The 15,694-nt window shown below is 69.8% G+C and carries 14 protein-coding genes; 1 reads left to right on the top strand and 13 read right to left on the bottom strand.

Translation table 11 applies throughout. The features are described from left to right. The first annotated feature begins 154 nt into the window (after nt 1-154). Nucleotides 155-655 carry a transcriptional regulator BldD gene (gene bldD, locus WBG99_RS30210; protein ID WP_019059743.1) on the top strand — a complete coding sequence of 167 codons (501 nt, stop codon included), beginning with the start codon at nt 155-157 and terminating at the stop codon, nt 653-655. A gap of 191 nt (nt 656-846) precedes the next feature. Here the strand turns inward: bldD and nusB are convergent, their stop codons facing one another. The 13 genes from nusB to WBG99_RS30145 all read right to left on the bottom strand — a co-directional run bounded on the left by nusB (nt 847) and on the right by WBG99_RS30145 (nt 15,694). After that, nucleotides 847-1,281: a transcription antitermination factor NusB gene (nusB, locus tag WBG99_RS30205; protein WP_338899335.1), complete on the bottom strand. Its 435-nt coding sequence runs from the start codon at nt 1,279-1,281 to the stop codon at nt 847-849. Nucleotides 1,282-1,283: 2 nt separating this feature from the next. Then, on the bottom strand, nt 1,284-1,850 hold the full coding sequence (gene efp, locus WBG99_RS30200) for an elongation factor P (RefSeq protein ID WP_033532566.1): 567 nt from the start codon (nt 1,848-1,850) through the stop codon (nt 1,284-1,286). A gap of 59 nt (nt 1,851-1,909) precedes the next feature. Next, on the bottom strand, nt 1,910-3,016 hold the full coding sequence (locus WBG99_RS30195) for an aminopeptidase P family protein (RefSeq protein WP_338899332.1): 1,107 nt from the start codon (nt 3,014-3,016) through the stop codon (nt 1,910-1,912). Nucleotides 3,017-3,264: 248 nt separating this feature from the next. Then, nucleotides 3,265-4,488 (bottom strand): IS110 family transposase, encoded by a 1,224-nt coding sequence (locus tag WBG99_RS30190; RefSeq protein ID WP_338899330.1) that lies wholly within the window; start codon nt 4,486-4,488, stop codon nt 3,265-3,267. A 413-nt stretch (nt 4,489-4,901) separates the two neighbouring features. After that, the gene (locus WBG99_RS30185) at nt 4,902-5,867 is read right to left on the bottom strand and encodes a Pro-rich N-terminal domain-containing protein (RefSeq protein ID WP_338899329.1); all 966 of its coding nucleotides are present in this window, start codon (nt 5,865-5,867) and stop codon (nt 4,902-4,904) included. Between the two features lie 177 nt (nt 5,868-6,044). Next, a complete protein-coding gene (gene aroB / locus WBG99_RS30180) occupies nt 6,045-7,136 on the bottom strand; it encodes a 3-dehydroquinate synthase (RefSeq protein WP_338899328.1) in 1,092 nt (363 codons plus the stop codon). Beyond that, nucleotides 7,133-7,651: a shikimate kinase gene (locus WBG99_RS30175; protein ID WP_338899327.1), complete on the bottom strand. Its 519-nt coding sequence runs from the start codon at nt 7,649-7,651 to the stop codon at nt 7,133-7,135. The genes aroB and WBG99_RS30175 overlap by 4 nt, the downstream gene beginning before the upstream one ends. Beyond that, nucleotides 7,648-8,832 carry a chorismate synthase gene (aroC, locus tag WBG99_RS30170; RefSeq protein ID WP_338899325.1) on the bottom strand — a complete coding sequence of 395 codons (1,185 nt, stop codon included), beginning with the start codon at nt 8,830-8,832 and terminating at the stop codon, nt 7,648-7,650. Before aroC ends, WBG99_RS30175 begins: the two co-directional genes overlap by 4 nt. Before the next feature lie 575 nt (nt 8,833-9,407). After that, nucleotides 9,408-10,247 carry a shikimate dehydrogenase gene (locus tag WBG99_RS30165; protein ID WP_338899324.1) on the bottom strand — a complete coding sequence of 280 codons (840 nt, stop codon included), beginning with the start codon at nt 10,245-10,247 and terminating at the stop codon, nt 9,408-9,410. After that, nucleotides 10,248-12,020 carry an endolytic transglycosylase MltG gene (gene mltG, locus WBG99_RS30160; RefSeq protein ID WP_338899323.1) on the bottom strand — a complete coding sequence of 591 codons (1,773 nt, stop codon included), beginning with the start codon at nt 12,018-12,020 and terminating at the stop codon, nt 10,248-10,250. Nucleotides 12,021-12,144: 124 nt separating this feature from the next. Beyond that, on the bottom strand, nt 12,145-12,633 hold the full coding sequence (ruvX, locus tag WBG99_RS30155; protein WP_338899321.1) for a Holliday junction resolvase RuvX: 489 nt from the start codon (nt 12,631-12,633) through the stop codon (nt 12,145-12,147). 14 nt (nt 12,634-12,647) lie between these two features. Continuing rightward, nucleotides 12,648-15,320, bottom strand: a complete 2,673-nt coding sequence (gene alaS, locus WBG99_RS30150; RefSeq protein WP_338899320.1) for an alanine--tRNA ligase — start codon at nt 15,318-15,320, stop codon at nt 12,648-12,650. After that, nucleotides 15,320-15,694 carry a hypothetical protein gene (locus tag WBG99_RS30145; RefSeq protein ID WP_338899319.1) on the bottom strand — a complete coding sequence of 125 codons (375 nt, stop codon included), beginning with the start codon at nt 15,692-15,694 and terminating at the stop codon, nt 15,320-15,322. Before WBG99_RS30145 ends, alaS begins: the two co-directional genes overlap by 1 nt.

The following is a 15,694-nucleotide window of genomic DNA, read 5'->3' as shown; positions in this document are numbered from 1 at the left end:
AGACTAGCAGGCCCGGACAACGCCCCTGATCACCCCCTTGGCGCAACCGATCACGGCTACCGCGGAAGAGCCGGTCCGGACCATTCGGCTTGACGGGGCAGAGTCACGCTGCGTAACCTCACAGTGAGTCACCAGCCTTCGTCCGGGGAGCCATATGTCCAGCGAATACGCCAAACAGCTCGGGGCCAAGCTCCGGGCCATCCGCACCCAGCAGGGCCTCTCCCTCCACGGTGTCGAGGAGAAGTCCCAGGGACGCTGGAAGGCGGTCGTGGTCGGTTCGTACGAACGCGGCGACCGCGCCGTCACCGTGCAGCGCCTCGCGGAGCTGGCGGATTTCTACGGGGTCCCCGTGCAGGAGCTGCTTCCTGGTACGACCCCTGGTGGCGCCGCCGAGCCGCCGCCGAAGCTGGTACTCGATCTTGAGCGCCTGGCCCACGTGCCGGCGGAGAAGGCGGGCCCTCTGCAGCGTTACGCGGCGACGATCCAGTCCCAGCGCGGTGACTACAACGGCAAGGTGCTCTCGATCCGCCAGGACGACCTGCGCACCCTCGCCGTCATCTACGACCAGTCCCCCTCGGTTCTCACCGAGCAGCTGATCAGCTGGGGCGTCCTCGACGCCGACGCGCGCCGCGCGGTCTCCCACGAGGAGAACTGACCCCCGGGCGGGGCTCAGCAGAAACGTGCCGCCGGGGTGACCGGAACCACACATGGTTCCGGTCACCCCGACGGCTTTCTTCTTTTGCTTCTCAGGGGCGCGGGGAACTGCGTGAACAACCCCGGACCACCCTCGGTCGGCATCGCACAGCACCACCTTCTACAGCCCCCTACGGCGCTTCCTGCTCGTCCCTACTCGGCTTCCCTGCGAAGCGAAGGCTTGAGGTCCTTCAGGCGGCCGAGCAGACCGTTCACGAACGACGGCGAGTCGTCTGTGGAGAACTCCTTGGCCAACTGCACCATCTCGTCCAGCACCACCGCGTCCGGAGTCTCGTCGACCCAGATCAGCTCGTGCGCACCGAGCCGCAGGATGTTGCGGTCCACGACCGGCATCCGGTCGAGGGTCCAGCCCACGGAGTACTGCGCGATCAGCTCGTCGATCCGTCTGGCGTGCTCCGCGTACCCCTCGACCAGCTGCATCGTGTACTCGCTGACCGGCGGCTGCCGGGTGTCGGACCGGGAGTGCCGGACCCAGTCCGCGAGGACGGTCAGGACGTCGACTCCGCGCTGGTCACCCTCGAAGAGGATCTGGAAGGCACGCTTGCGGGCCGTGTTACGGGCAGCCACGGTTAGCTGTTCACCCGGCCGAGGTAGTCGCTCGTGCGGGTGTCGACCTTGATCTTCTCGCCGGTGGTGATGAAGAGCGGCACCTGGATCTGGTGGCCGGTCTCCAGGGTGGCGGGCTTGGTGCCACCGGTGGAGCGGTCGCCCTGGACGCCCGGCTCGGTCTCCTGGATGACGAGCTCGACGGCGGCCGGCAGCTCGACGAAGAGCACCTCGCCCTCGTGCTGCGCGACGGTGGCCGTGAAGCCCTCGATCAGGAAGTTGGCGGCGTCGCCGACGGCCTTGCGGTCGACCATCAGCTGGTCGTAGGTCTCCATGTCCATGAAGACGAAGTACTCGCCGTCCATGTAGGAGAACTGCATGTCGCGCTTGTCGACAGTGGCCGTCTCGACCTTGACACCGGCGTTGAACGTCTTGTCGACGACCTTGCCGGAGAGCACGTTCTTGAGCTTGGTGCGCACGAAGGCCGGGCCCTTGCCGGGCTTGACGTGCTGGAACTCGACGACGGACCAGAGCTGGCCGCCTTCGAGCTTGAGTACCAGGCCGTTCTTGAGGTCGTTCGTGGAAGCCACGGTTGCGGAATCTCCTGGACTGACGTGGACGACCCCGGGCCACGCGCACAGCTGATGAGCTAGAGCGCGAGCAGCTCCTTGGTCGTGATGGTGAGTAGCTCGGGTCCGCCGTCCGCCTCGGGGCGTACGACGAGCGTGTCATCGATCCGGACACCGCCCCGGCCCGGGAGGTGGACCCCCGGTTCGACGGTGACCGGCACACAAGCGTCCAGTTTACCCATGGCCGCGGGGGCCAACTGCGGGTCCTCGTCGATTTCGAGTCCGACCCCGTGCCCCATCATCACCGGCAGGCCCTCACCGTACCCCGCGGAGTCCAGCACCTGGCGGGCCGCCCGGTCCACGGCACGGTAGGCCGCGCCGGGTGCCAGCGCCTCCCGTCCGGCGCGCTGGGCTGCGAAGACCACGTCGTACAGCTCGATCTGCCAGTCGGCGGGCGAGGTGCCGATGACGAACGTACGGCCGATTTCGCAGCGGTAGCCGCGGTAGGTGGCGCCGAGGCACACGGAGAGGAAGTCGCCCTCCTCGACCCGGCGGTCGGTGGGAAGGTGGCGGGGGCGGCCGGAGTGGGGGCCGGTGGCGACGGAGGTGGCGAAGGCGGGGCCGTCGGCGCCGTGGTCGACGAGGCGGCGCTCCAGTTCCAGGGCGAGATGGCGCTCGGTCCGGCCGACGAGGATGGATTCGAGCAGCTCGCCCAGGGCCTGGTCGGCGATCTCCGCGCCGATCCGCAGACAGGAGATCTCCTCCTCGTCCTTGATCACTCTCAGCTGCTCGACCGCGCAGCCGAGATCGGCGAGCCGCAGCCTGGGCGCGACCGAGCGGATCGCCCGGTGCCGGGCCATGGTGAGGTGGTGGTCCTCGACGGCGAGGGACTCGATGCCCAGGGCCGTGGCCAGGTCGGCCGCCGCGACCGCCGGGTCACCACCGGGGCGCGGCAGCACCTGGACGCGTACAGCCTCGTCTGGCCGGCCCTCGCCCACCTCGCCGCTCGGGGGTGCGCCGCAGAAGAGCACGTCCTCGCTCTTGCCCAGCAGCAGGACGGCACCGTGGGGGGCCGCACCCGCGAGATAGCGGACGTTGGCCGGGCGGGTCACGAGCGCGGTGGCGCTGCCGCTCGCGCTGCAGTGGGCCCTCAGCCGGGCCCGGCGGGCCGCATACACCTCTGACATGGTTCGAGCGTATGAGCTCCGCAGGTCAGGCGCCGGTTGAGTGAGGCCGAGTGGGGGGGCCCCTATCTGTTTCGTCAACCCCGGTGGGGTCGGCTTGTAGGGGGTGATCCTGGTTTTCGGGAACGTCCCGCGAAGCGGGATGTTCCCGGCGGATCGGGTGGCTGATGGGCAGCCCGGTGGCCGGCAGCCCGGTGGCCGTGCCGGTGCGCGGGCGTGATGGGGCCTGGAGGGCAGGGGCGGTGGAGTCGTCAGGCGGCAAGGTCGACGTTGCCCGGGGTGCGTGTTTCGTAGAGGGCCCCGGTGCGGATCATCGCGTGGATGACGTTCACGCGCTGGCGGGCCAGGCGGAGGATCGCCTGGGTGTGGGTCTTGCCGCGTGCGCGTTGACGGTCGTAGTAGATCCGGGAGGACGGGTCGGCTTTGCAGCCGATCGCGGCGAACGCGGCCTGGAACAGGGCGCGTTTGAGGAGCCGGTTGCCGCGTTGGGGTGCGTGCTCGCCGCGGATGGAGGTGCCCGAGGACTTCGTGGCGGGCGCGAGCCCGGCGTAGGAGGCGAGGTGCCCGGCGGTGGGGAAGCCGGTGCCGTCACCGATCGCGACGATCACGGCCGCTGTGGTCCTGACGCCCAGGCCGGGCAGGGAGGTCAGGAGGTGGAAAAGAGGGAGGGCCTCCAGCAGGGCGGCGATCTCCTGCTCGGCCTGGCGGCGCTGGCTGTGGGCGGCGGCGAGCTGGGCGGCGAGTCCCGGCACGATCAGCGCGGATGCCTCGGTGCCCGGAACGACCAGGGTCTGCTCGGCGAGTGCGTCGAAGATCTCTGCGGTCAGGTGGTGGGCCTTGCGCGAACCGTGCACCTTGAGCAGGGCCTCGCAGCGGGCCCGGCCCAGTTTCCTCAGTCTCGCCGGGGAGCCGTGTCGCTGAAGGAGGGCCTGGATGTAGGGGTAGGCCAGGCGGGGGCCGAGGACACGTTCGAGGGAGGGGTGGATCTGGGAGAGCAGGCCGCGCAGCCGGTTGGTGGTGCGGTTGACCTCGCCGGCCAGGTCGTTGTCGTAGCCGGTGAGCATGGTCAGCTCGGCCAGCACCTCGTCGTCGCGGTCCACCGCCCGCAGGGTGTGCGGCATGGTGCGGGCGGTCTCAGCGATCACGTAAGCGTCGCGGGCGTCGGTCTTGGCCTCGCCCGGGTGCAGATCGGCGGCCCGCCGCATCGACAAGCCGGGCAGGTAGGCCACCCGGCAGCCCGCCGCGCGGGCCACCGTCAGCGGCAGCGCACCGATGTTGGCGACCTGGTCCACGATCACCAGGACAGTGCCGAACTTCGCCACCAGCCTGGTGAACAGCTCCAGCAGTTTCGGCTCGGTGTTGGGCAGCCGCTTGTCGTGCACGGTTCTGCCGTCCCCCGTCCGGCCGTGGGCATGGTGGAACTCCTTGCCCAGGTCCAGGCCGAGGAAGAGATCTATCGCGGTCGTGTCGACCATGTGCACGTGCCCCTCGCCACTCGTCTCCTCAGACTCCCGGCCGTCCCTGCGGCACCACACGCCGGCAACCACGTTACGCAGACATGCCGCCCGTGAAGCGGCCCGGCATTGCGCCGGACCAGGCGGTCGTCAGGCCCCTCATCAGCGGTCAAGCGGTGCCCCGAAGCCCGGCGGCAACACCCCCCAGGTCATCCGCACGACAGGGGGCACACAGCCATACCGGGCCCGGGGGCCAGGCGCCCCATTGCGGGGCCACGAAAAAGGTAACGGGGCGGCCCCGGCGGGGGCGAGGGGTGCCGGTGGAGGTTGTCTGGCGTCTGCGGGTGGGTGGGGCTGGCCGGCCTGTCCCCCGCGCCCCTTTCAGGTCGGCTCAGTGGACCGCGTTCACCAGGGACGGCTGCTGTCCCACGCCACTACCACTTCGGCGGACTGGCGATCGACCGTGCCAGGACCTCGTCCAGCACTCGGGCCGTGGCCGGTACGTCGAGCTGGGAGTTGTCGATGATCGGCAGTCCCGAGCCGTACCAGCCCGCCATTCGGCCGTGGATGCGGGCCACCTCCTCGTCGGTGAGGCGGCGGTTGCCCGAGCGCTCGGCGTTGCGTTCCAGGACAATCTCCAGGCCCGGCAGGAGGACGACCGGCAGCAGGCCGGGGCCGACGTGCCGCTTCCAGCCGCCGAGGCCGACGACCGGGCGGTCCGGGAAGACGGCGTCGTCGAGGATGCAGGAGATGCCGTTGGCCAGGAAGTTCCGGGCGGCGAAGCCGCAGGTGCGGCGGGCGAGGCGATACTGCGCCTCGGAGTTGTCGTTCCAGCCGGACTGCGGGTCCGCGAAGCCGGAGCGCACCCATTCGCGTACGTCGTCCAGGCTGATGTGCGCGGTGGGCACCCGGCGGTGATCCGCCCAGTACTTGGCGACGCTGGTCTTGCCGGCTCCGGCGGGCCCGATGAGCAGGACCGCGAGCGTGGTGGTCGTGACGTCCGGCGCGCCCGTGGCGGGCGGCGGGCTCGGCATGGTGACGGGGCCGCCCGGTGGCAGGGGCACATGTCCGGTCGCGTCCCTCGGTACGCCGGGCTGCTGTGGAACCGAGGCGTGCGGATACCCGGGACCGCCGACGAAACCCGGCGCGGACGGGGCGGACGGTGCGGACGGGGCGGACGGAGGCGCCGATCCGGGGGGCGCGGCCGGTGCGGGCGGGGCCGCGGGCGGGTTCGGCGGCACGGGCGTGCCCGGGGGTACGGGGTGGTTCCCTCCCGGCGGTCCCGGGGGGTGACGGGGGGCCGGGTGTCCCTGGTGGTTCGCGGTCGGCGACCACGGGGCCGCCTGGTCCTGCCCCGGCCGATGGGGCGGCGGCAGCGGAGCTCCCACTGCGTGCTGCATCCGGTGCCACTCCGTCTCGTACAGTCACATCGACACTGACAGGCGGGGCCTTCCGACCCCGCCCTCACCGAACGGTACCGCCCCCGTCCGCCGTTTGGTGAACGGCCGGGGGCAGCCCGAAGTGCCCAAGTGGCCATGGACACAAGGCGAACCGGGCAAGAGGTGCCCGAGCGGGCGCTACTGGCCCACTTCGCCGTAGGCGGCGAGGAGTACCGCCGGGTCGGGTCCCTCCAGGACGGTGGGCTTGGCCAGGCCGTCCAGGACGATGAAGCGGAGCAGGTCGCCCCGGGACTTCTTGTCGACCTTCATCGTCTCCAGCAGCTTGGGCCACTGGTCGTGGCGGTAGTGCAGCGGCAGTCCGACGGATTCGAGCACCGTGCGGTGACGGTCGGCGGTCGCGTCGTCCAACCGGCCCGCCAGGCGGCCCAGTTCGGCGGCGAAGTGCATGCCGACGGACACGGCCGCGCCATGACGCCACTTGTAGCGCTCGTTCTTCTCGATCGCGTGGGCGAGGGTGTGCCCGTAGTTGAGGATCTCGCGGCGCCCGGACTCCTTCAGGTCACCGGAGACGACCTCGGCCTTGACCCGGATCGAACGCTCGATCAGCTCGGAGGTGTGAGGGCCGGCAGGTGTGCGGGCGGCCTGCGGGTCGGCCTCGATCAGGTCAAGGATCACCGGGTCGGCGATGAAACCGGCCTTGATGATCTCGGCGAGTCCGGAGACGTAGTCGTTGACCGGCAGCGAGTCCAGCGCGGCCAGGTCGCACAGCACCCCGGCCGGCGGGTGGAAGGAGCCCACCAGGTTCTTGCCCTCGGCGGTGTTGATGCCGGTCTTGCCGCCGACGGCCGCGTCGACCATGGCGAGGACGGTGGTGGGGACGGCGATCCAGCGGACCCCGCGCAGCCAGGTCGCCGCCACGAACCCGGCGAGGTCCGTGGTGGCGCCGCCGCCGACACCGACGATGACGTCGGTGCGGGTGAACCCGGACTGGCCCAGCGCCTTCCAGCAGTAGGCGGCGACCTCGGCGGTCTTGGCCTCCTCCGCGTTGGGCACCTGGATGGCGACGGCCTCGAAGCCCTGCTCGGCGAGGTCGGCTCGCAGCGCCTCACCGGTGTCGTCCAGCGCCTCGGGGTGGATCACCGCGACCCGCCGGACCCGGTCGCCGACCAACCCACCCAGCTCGCCGAGGAGTTGACGTCCGACCAGGACCTCGTACGGTTCGGTACCCGCCGTGCCGCCGACCTGGATACGGGTGACTGTCTCGCTCACGCTTCCTTCAACTCCAGTGCGTCCAGGGCTGCTCGGGTGACTTCCTCGGGCGTACGGCCGTCGGTCGCCACGACGGCCGTGGCGACCTCCTCGTACAGGCTGCGCCGGGCCTCCATCAGCTCCCGCCACTGCTTGCGCGGATTGACGGCGAGCAGCGGGCGGGCGACGTTCAGTCCGGTGCGCCTGACCGCCTCCTCGACGTCCATCGAGAGGTAGACGACGCGCTCTCCGGTGAGCAGGGTGCGGGTGTCGGCGTCGAGGATCGCGCCCCCGCCGAGGGCCAGGACACCGTCGTGTCCGGCCAGTGCCGTGCGCACGGCCTGCTTCTCGATGGCGCGGAAGGCCGGCTCACCCTCGTCGACGAAGATGTCCGCGATCTCCCGGCCCTGCTCGGCCACGATGTCGTCGTCGGTGTCGCGGTAGCCGACGCCGAGCCGCTCGGCGAGCATCCGTCCGACGGTGGACTTGCCGACGCCCATCGGGCCGACGAGGACGACCACAGGCACCGGGCTCACCGGATCGCGAGGTGGTCGAGGTAGGAACGGACGTTGCGGGCCGTCTCGGTGACGCTGTCGCCGCCGAACTTCTCCGCCACCGCGTCCGCCAGCACCAGGGCCACCATCGCCTCGGCGACGATGCCGGCAGCCGGCACCGCGGAGACGTCGGAGCGCTGGTGGTGGGCCTGGGCGGCCTCGCCGGTGGTGACGTCCACGGTCTGCAGCGCGCGCGGCACGGTCGCGATCGGCTTCATCGCCGCCCGCACCCGCAGCAGCTCACCCGTGGTCAGACCGCCCTCGGTGCCACCGGAGCGGCCGGAGACCCGTCGGATGCCCTCGGGCGTGTTCACGATCTCGTCGTGCGCCTTGGAGCCCGGCACCCGCGCCAGCTCGAAACCGTCACCGATCTCCACGCCCTTGATCGCCTGGATGCCCATCAGCGCACCCGCGAGGCGGGCGTCCAGCTTGCGGTCCCAGTGCACATGCGAGCCCAGGCCCACCGGCACCCCGTACGCCAGCACCTCCACCACACCGCCGAGGGTGTCGCCGTCCTTGTGGGCCTGGTCGATCTCCGCGACCATCGCCTTCGACGCGTCCGCGTCCAGACAGCGCACCGGGTCCGCGTCCAGCTTCTCGACGTCGGCCGGGGTCGGGTACACGCCCTGCGGGGCCTTCGCGGCGGCCAGTTCGACGACGTGGCTGACGATCTCGATCCCGGCCGTCTCCTTCAGGTACGACCGGGCGACGGCCCCGAGAGCGACACGGGCCGCGGTCTCCCGGGCGGAGGCGCGCTCCAGGACCGGCCGGGCCTCGTCGAAGCCGTACTTCTGCATGCCCGCCAGGTCGGCGTGGCCGGGCCTGGGGCGGGTCAGGGGCGCGTTGCGGGCCAGCCCGGCCAGGATCTCCGGGTCTACCGGGTCGGCCGCCATGACCTGCTCCCACTTCGGCCACTCCGTGTTCCCGACCATGACCGCCACCGGCGAGCCCATGGTCAGCCCGTGCCGCACACCACCGAGGAACGTGACCTCGTCCCGCTCGAACTTCATCCGCGCACCGCGTCCGTACCCCAGGCGGCGACGGGCCAGGTGGTCCCCCACCATCTCCGTGGTGATCGGCACGCCGGCGGGAAGGCCCTCCAGCGTCGCGACAAGTGCGGGACCGTGGGACTCCCCCGCGGTCAGCCAACGCAACCTGCTCAACGGTGCTCCTCAGTGCTCGCGCCCTGGTACTGCCTGCTGCCTTGGTGTACGCGCGTCCTCGCGTACGGCGACGGCCACCGGGTGCGCGGCCCCGGTCCGCCACCCCCGATCCTCCCACGTCCGGGGCGACGCCCCGGCCCCAGGTCCATCAGGCGGACGGGACGAAACCGAACTCCACCCTCGTGGTGTCACGCCGTCTCCCCCGGTGCCCTCCTGATCGCCTCGCGGATGCGGACGTACGTGGCACGAGTCAGACCTTCGCGATCTCGTCGATGGTGACCGCACCGCACAGGGCCGGACGGCTGCGCCGTCGAGCCGGCTGGCGCAGGCCTTGTGGACGTCGACGGCGCAGGTCGCGCCGTCGTGTGGCGCACCGGGTCGTAGAGCGATCGGACGGAGTTGGAACCGCCGGGCGAGCCGGGTGAACAGCAACTCGGACGGCACGTCGTCCCAGGGGACTTCTTGGTGGCGACAGCGAGGATGGGCGCGGCCCCGGACCTGGGACACCCGGCCCCGCCTCCGACGCCCTTGAGGTCAGGGCCGGCCCGGCTGGTGCCAGGTGCCGTTCCGCGTGCCTATCCGCGATCGGCCAGTGCCCGCTCCCCCGCCTGTCGCATCGCCGCGACCGGGGCCGTCCTGCATCCCGTCATCTGCTCGACCTGCAGGACGGCCTGGTGCACGAGCAGGTCGAGGCCGCTGACGACCGCGCCGCCGAACGCGGACCAGCGGGCGGCCAGCGCTGTCGGCCAGGGGTCGTACAGCACGTCGAACAGCGTCGTCGGGCGTTCGAGCACCGCCCTGGACAGCGCGTCCGTCGCCCCGGCCGGTGTCGTGGCGATGACCAGCGGAGCACTGAGCCCGCGCTCGGCGTCCGCCCAGTCCGCCGTGCGCACCACGATGTCCAGCCGCTCGCCCCACTGCCGCATCTCGGCGGCGCGGGCCTCGCTGCGTACGTACGCCACGACCTCACCGGTGCAGATGCGGGCGAGCGCGGCCAGCGCGGACGACGCGGTGGCTCCGGCGCCGAGGATCGCGGCGGACTCCACCTGCTCGATCCCCCGCTCCCGCAGGGCGGCGACCATCCCGGGGATGTCGGTGTTGTCGCCGAGCCGCCGTCCGTCTTCCGTGAACACCAGCGTGTTGACCGCCTCGACGGAGGTCGCCGTGTCGCTGATGTCGTCCAGCAGCGGAATGACGGCCCGCTTGAGCGGCATGGTGAGCGACAGCCCCGCCCACTCCGGTCCCAGTTGCTCGACGAACCCGGGGAGCGCCTTCTCGTCGACCTCGAAACGGTCGTACGACCAGTCGGCGAGCCCCAGTTCGGCGTACGCGGCCCGGTGCAGCACCGGGGAGAGCGAGTGGGCGATCGGCGAACCGAGCACGGCGGCCCGGCGCTTGCTGTCGGTGCGGCTCATCTATCCGTTCTGCGCTTCCTGGTACTTCTCGCGGTTCCGGTTGTGCTCTTCGTTGGTCACGGCGAAAAGCGTCTCGTCCTCGTTGATCGACACGAAGTAGTACCAGTCGCCCTTGGCCGGGGTGAGTGCCGACCTGATGGCCACCTCACCCGGATTGCCGATCGGCCCGGGGGGCAGACCCTTGATCTTGTACGTGTTGTACGGGTCGTCGATCTGTCGCAGCGAGTCGACCGAACCCGTCGCCAGCTTGGATTCACCACGCAGGTAATTCACCGTCGAGTCGAAGTCGAGCAGGCCGTACGTCTCGGTGTTGTTCTTGTCGAGCCGGTTGTAGACGACCCGGGCGACCTTCTCGAAGTCCTTCTTGTACTTCCCCTCGGCCTGGACGAGGGATGCCACGGTGAGCACCTGAAGTGGATTCTCCAGCTTCAGATCATCGGCCTTGCCCTCCAGGTCGAATGCCTCGTACTTCGCCTTGGAGAGGGTGACCATTTCCTTCAGGACGTCCTTGGGCTTCATGTCCTTGGCGACCGGATAGGTGGACGGGTAGAGGAATCCTTCCAGCGGATCCTTGATCTCGTCGCTGTCGTTGGCCCAGTCGGGAAGACCGAGGTTCGACCACTCCTTCTCGGCGACGTCCTTGGTCGTGCCCTTCTTGATCCCCAATTTCGCGTCGATCCTGGCGTAGACCCTGTTGTTCCGCTCGCCTTCGATGACAGTGAAGCTGTTCTGGCTCTTGGGATTGAGCATGAGGGCGATGGCGCTTTCGGCGGACATCTCCTTCTTGAGGAGATAAACGCCCGCCTGAATCTGGTCGGCCTCGGATTTCTGCGCCAATGCGACCGTGAAGGCGTCGACGCTCTTGACGACCCCGGCCGCCTTCAGCTTCTGCCCGATGACCGACCCATATTCACCCTTGTCGACCTTGATCGTCACGGTCTCGTTCGTACCGTCACCCGCATAGTCGGGAACCTCGGCAAAGCGGCTCTGGTAGAACTGGTAACCGTAATAGGTGACACCGGCGAACCCGCCGCCGAAAACCGTGACGACCACCAGGCAGGCGCAACCGCTGCGGCGCTTCTTTCCGCCCTTGCCCGGCTTCTTGGACTTGCCGCCGCGGCCCTTCCGGTAGCCGCGTCCTCCGCGGTCCTCCGCCTCGTCGTCATCCTCGTCATCGCCGCCGCCCGCGAAGAACGCGTGCTCGCCCTGGTCCGGCCCCGGATCCCAGTCGGTCCGATCGTCGGCCTGCTGCTGTGGATCGGGCTCGGGTGCGGGGGCCGGTTCCGCGCGGCGGCGCGACGGCGGCTCCGGCGGCGGATACGCGTCGGGCGTGCCGTAGAAGTCGGGCTCCTGACCGCCGTACGCCATGGGTCGGCCTCCGTAGGGGTCGGCCGGATCGGCCGCGTAAGAGCCCTGCGGGTGCGGGTGCGTTCCGTTGCTCCAGCCGCCGTTGACCTGGTCGTACTGCTGCTGGTCATGGCCGGGGTACTGCTGGTTCTGGCCGGGGTAGTGCCGCCCGGGGTCCCCGTACTCCTGCTGGTACTGCTGCTGTGCCTGGCTGTAGGCATCCTGCTGGCCGTTGCCCCAGCCGCCGTTACCGTTGTCGTACTGCTGCTGGTACTGCTGGTGCTCCGGGTAGTGCTGCTGCGGCTGGCCGCCGTAAGGGGACTGCCGGCCCTCCTGGGCCTGCTGTCCGTCCCATCCGCCGTCCCCGTACAACGGGTCGTCCGGATGCCACGGTTCGGAGCCTGGGCCCCGGCCATACTCAGTCATCGATCCCCTAGAGCCGCGAGGCGGCGGTCACGCGGGGCCGGTGGCTCGGCTTTCGTCCCCGCCTCTTTTTGTGCGGTGGCTGTTCGAAGGCCACCACATCGCGCGGAACGTTACCGTATCGCGATCAGATGACCACTTCGACGCCCTCGCCCGGAGCTTTACCTGACACTCGTTCGGATTCCAGCGCCTGTTGCAGGATGATCACGGCTGCCGCCTGGTCAATGACCGACCTGCCCTTCTTGGATTTCACACCCGAGGCACGCAGTCCCTGACCGGCCGTCACCGTGGTCATCCTCTCGTCGACGAGTCTGACCGGAACGGGCGCGATCATGCGGGCCAACTCCTGGGCGAAACCCCGGACCTTGACCGCGGCCGGTCCCTCGCCCCCTTTGAGGGAGCGCGGAAGTCCGACGATTACCTCTATAGGTACGTACTCGTCGACCAGTTGTCTCAATCGCCGCTGAGCCGCCGGAGCATCGCGGCCGGGGACCGTTTCGACCGGGGTGGCGAGGATCCCGTCGGGGTCGCACGAGGCGACCCCGATCCGGGCGTCCCCGACGTCGACGGCGAGCCGACGGCCGCGGCGCATGACCGGGCCGTCGTCTTCGCTCATGTGACCGGTCGTACTCACTTGGCCGTCTCGGCGACCAGGCGCTCGACCGCGTCCACGGCCTCGCCGATGGCTGACGGATTCTGGCCACCGCCCTGGGCGACATCCGGCTTGCCGCCACCGCCGCCACCGAGGGTCTTGGCGGCCGTACGGACCAGGTCGCCGGCTTTCAGACCGCGCTCGCGGGCGGCCTCGTTGGTGGCGATGACCGTCAGCGGCTTGCCGTTCACCGTGGTGAAGAGGGCGACCACGGCGGCCCGGCCGCCCTGGATGCGTCCGCGCACGTCGAGCACCAGCCTGCGGAGGTCGTCGGCGGTCGTGCCGTCCGGGACCTGACCGGTCACCAGAGCAACGCCGCGTACGTCCTTGGCGGACTCGGCGAGACCGGCGGCGGCCTGGAGCACCTTCTCGGCGCGGAACTTCTCGATCTCCTTCTCGGCGTCCTTCAGCTTGCCGAGCATGGCCGAAACCTTCTCCGGAAGCTCCTCCGGTCGGCCCTTGATCAGCTCCTGCAGCTGGGCGACGACCGTGTGCTCACGGGCGAGGAAGTGGTAGGCGTCGACACCGACCAGGGCCTCGATACGGCGCACACCGGAGCCGATCGAGGACTCGCCGAGAAGCTTCACCAGGCCCAACTGGGCGGTGGTGTGGACGTGCGTGCCGCCGCACAGCTCCTTGGAGAAGTCGCCGATGGTGACGACACGGACGCGCTCGCCGTACTTCTCGCCGAACTCGGCGATGGCGCCCTGCTTCCTGGCCTCGTCGATGCCCATGACCTCGGCGTGTACGTCCAGGTCGCGGGCGAGCACTTCGTTGATCTTCTGCTCGACGTCGGTCATCACGGCCGTCGGAACGGCGGACGGGGAGCCGAAGTCGAAGCGGAAGCGGCCCGGCTGGTTCTCGGAGCCGGCCTGGGCGGCCGTCGGGCCGAGGGCGTCGCGCAGGGCCTGGTGGGTGAGGTGCGTGGCCGAGTGGGCGCGGGCGATGGCCGTGCGACGGCGGCCGTCGATCGAGGCGTGGGCCTTGGCGCCGACCGTCACTTCACCGACCTGGACGACGCCCTTGTGGACGTACACGCCCGGGACCGGCTTCTGGCAGTCGCGGACCTCGATGACGGCACCGGAGTCGGCCTTGATCCGGCCGGTGTCGCCGATCTGGCCGCCGCCCTCAGCGTAGAACGGGGTGCGGTCGAGGACGACCTCGACCTCGTCGCCCTCGGTGGCGGCGGGCGAGGACAGACCGTCGACGAGGATACCGACGATCGTGGACTCGCCCTCGGTGTCCGCGTAGCCGATGAACTCGGTCTCGCCGGCGGTGTCGGCGATCTCGCGGTAGGCACCGAGGTCGGCGTGGCCGGTCTTCTTGGCGCGGGCGTCGGCCTTGGCCTTGTCCCGCTGCTCCTTCATCAGGCGTCGGAAGCCGTCCTCGTCCACGGAGAGGCCCTGTTCGGCGGCCATCTCCAGAGTGAGGTCGATCGGGAAGCCCCAGGTGTCGTGGAGCAGGAAGGCCTTGTCGCCGGGGAGCTGCCCGCCGCCGCCGGCCTTGGTCTCGGTGATGGCCGTGTCGAGGATGTTCGTGCCGGCCTTCAGCGTCTTGAGGAAGGCGTTCTCCTCGGCGAGGGCGACCTTCTCGATGCGCTCACGGTCGGTGATGAGTTCGGGGTACTGCCGGCCCATCATGTCGATGACGACGTCGATGAGGTCCTTGACGACCGGGCCGGTGGCGCCGAGCAGCCGCATGTTGCGGATGGCGCGGCGCATGATGCGGCGCAGGACGTAGCCCCGGCCCTCGTTGCCGGGGCTCACGCCGTCGCCGATGAGCATCACGGCGGTGCGGATGTGGTCGGTGACCACGCGCAGGGAGACGTCGGAGTCCTTGGCGTCGCCGTACGAGACACCGGTGAGTTCGGTGGCCTTGTTGATGACGGCCATCGAGGTGTCGATCTCGTACATGTTCTGCACGCCCTGCAGGATCATGGCGAGGCGCTCCAGGCCGAGGCCCGTGTCGATGTTCTTACTGGGCAGCTCGCCGAGGATCTCGAAGTCCTCCTTGGAGGTGCCCTCGCCGCGCTCGTACTGCATGAAGACCAGGTTCCAGATCTCCACGTACCGCTCGTCGTTGACGGCCGGGCCGCCCTCGACGCCGAACTCGGGACCGCGGTCGTAGTTGATCTCGGAGCAGGGGCCGCATGGGCCGGGGACGCCCATGGACCAGTAGTTGTCCCTCATGCCGAGGCGCTGGATGCGCTCCTTGGGCACGCCGATCCGTTCGTGCCAGATGCGCTCGGCCTCGTCGTCCTCCTTGTAGACGGTGATCCAGAGCTTCTCCGGCTCCAGGCCGTAACCGCCCTTGCCCTGGGGGCTGGTGAGCAGCTCCCAGGCGTGCTTGATGGCGCCTTCCTTGAAGTAGTCGCCAAAGGAGAAGTTGCCGCACATCTGGAAGAACGTGCCGTGCCGGGTGGTCTTGCCGACCTCTTCGATGTCCGGCGTACGAACGCACTTCTGCACGCTGGTGGCGCGGGCGAAAGAGGGCTTGACCTCACCGAGGAAGTACGGCTTGAACGGGACCATGCCCGCATTGACCAGGAGCAGAGTCGGGTCGTCCGCGATGAGCGACGCCGAAGGGACGACGGTGTGACCGCGCTCCTCGAAGAAGCTCAACCAGCGGCGGCGGATTTCAGCCGACTCCATCAGTGGTCCTCATTCCGGTTGTACGGGTACGACGAGCTCTCGACGTACCTCGGATTCCTGCTGTACTTCGGGGTGTTGCTGTTCTCGATCGCGACGGCCCGCCTCGCGGCCGGAAGCTCCGGATACCGGTCGGGGTTGGCCTCGATGCCGAGTGCCTCACCCAACTCGGCCTCGCGTTGGGCCATGTTGTCGCGGACGTCGAGCGCGAACCCGACCGCCCGGTCCTTGAGCCGGTGCCCCGCCTCGACGGCCTTGTTCGCCGCCTGGGTGGCGAGGTGCTCGGGGGTGAGCTGCTTGAGCTTGCGGTTGACCTTGGTGGTCGCCCAGACTCCGGCGGCGACACCGGTGGTGAACCAGAACGTACGGCGGAACAT

Origin of the sequence: Streptomyces sp. TG1A-60, assembly GCF_037201975.1 — a bacterium.
Taxonomy (GTDB): domain Bacteria; phylum Actinomycetota; class Actinomycetes; order Streptomycetales; family Streptomycetaceae; genus Streptomyces.
The sequence above is the reverse complement of the archived record's forward strand: the minus strand, read 5'-3'. Positions and strand labels throughout refer to the sequence as shown.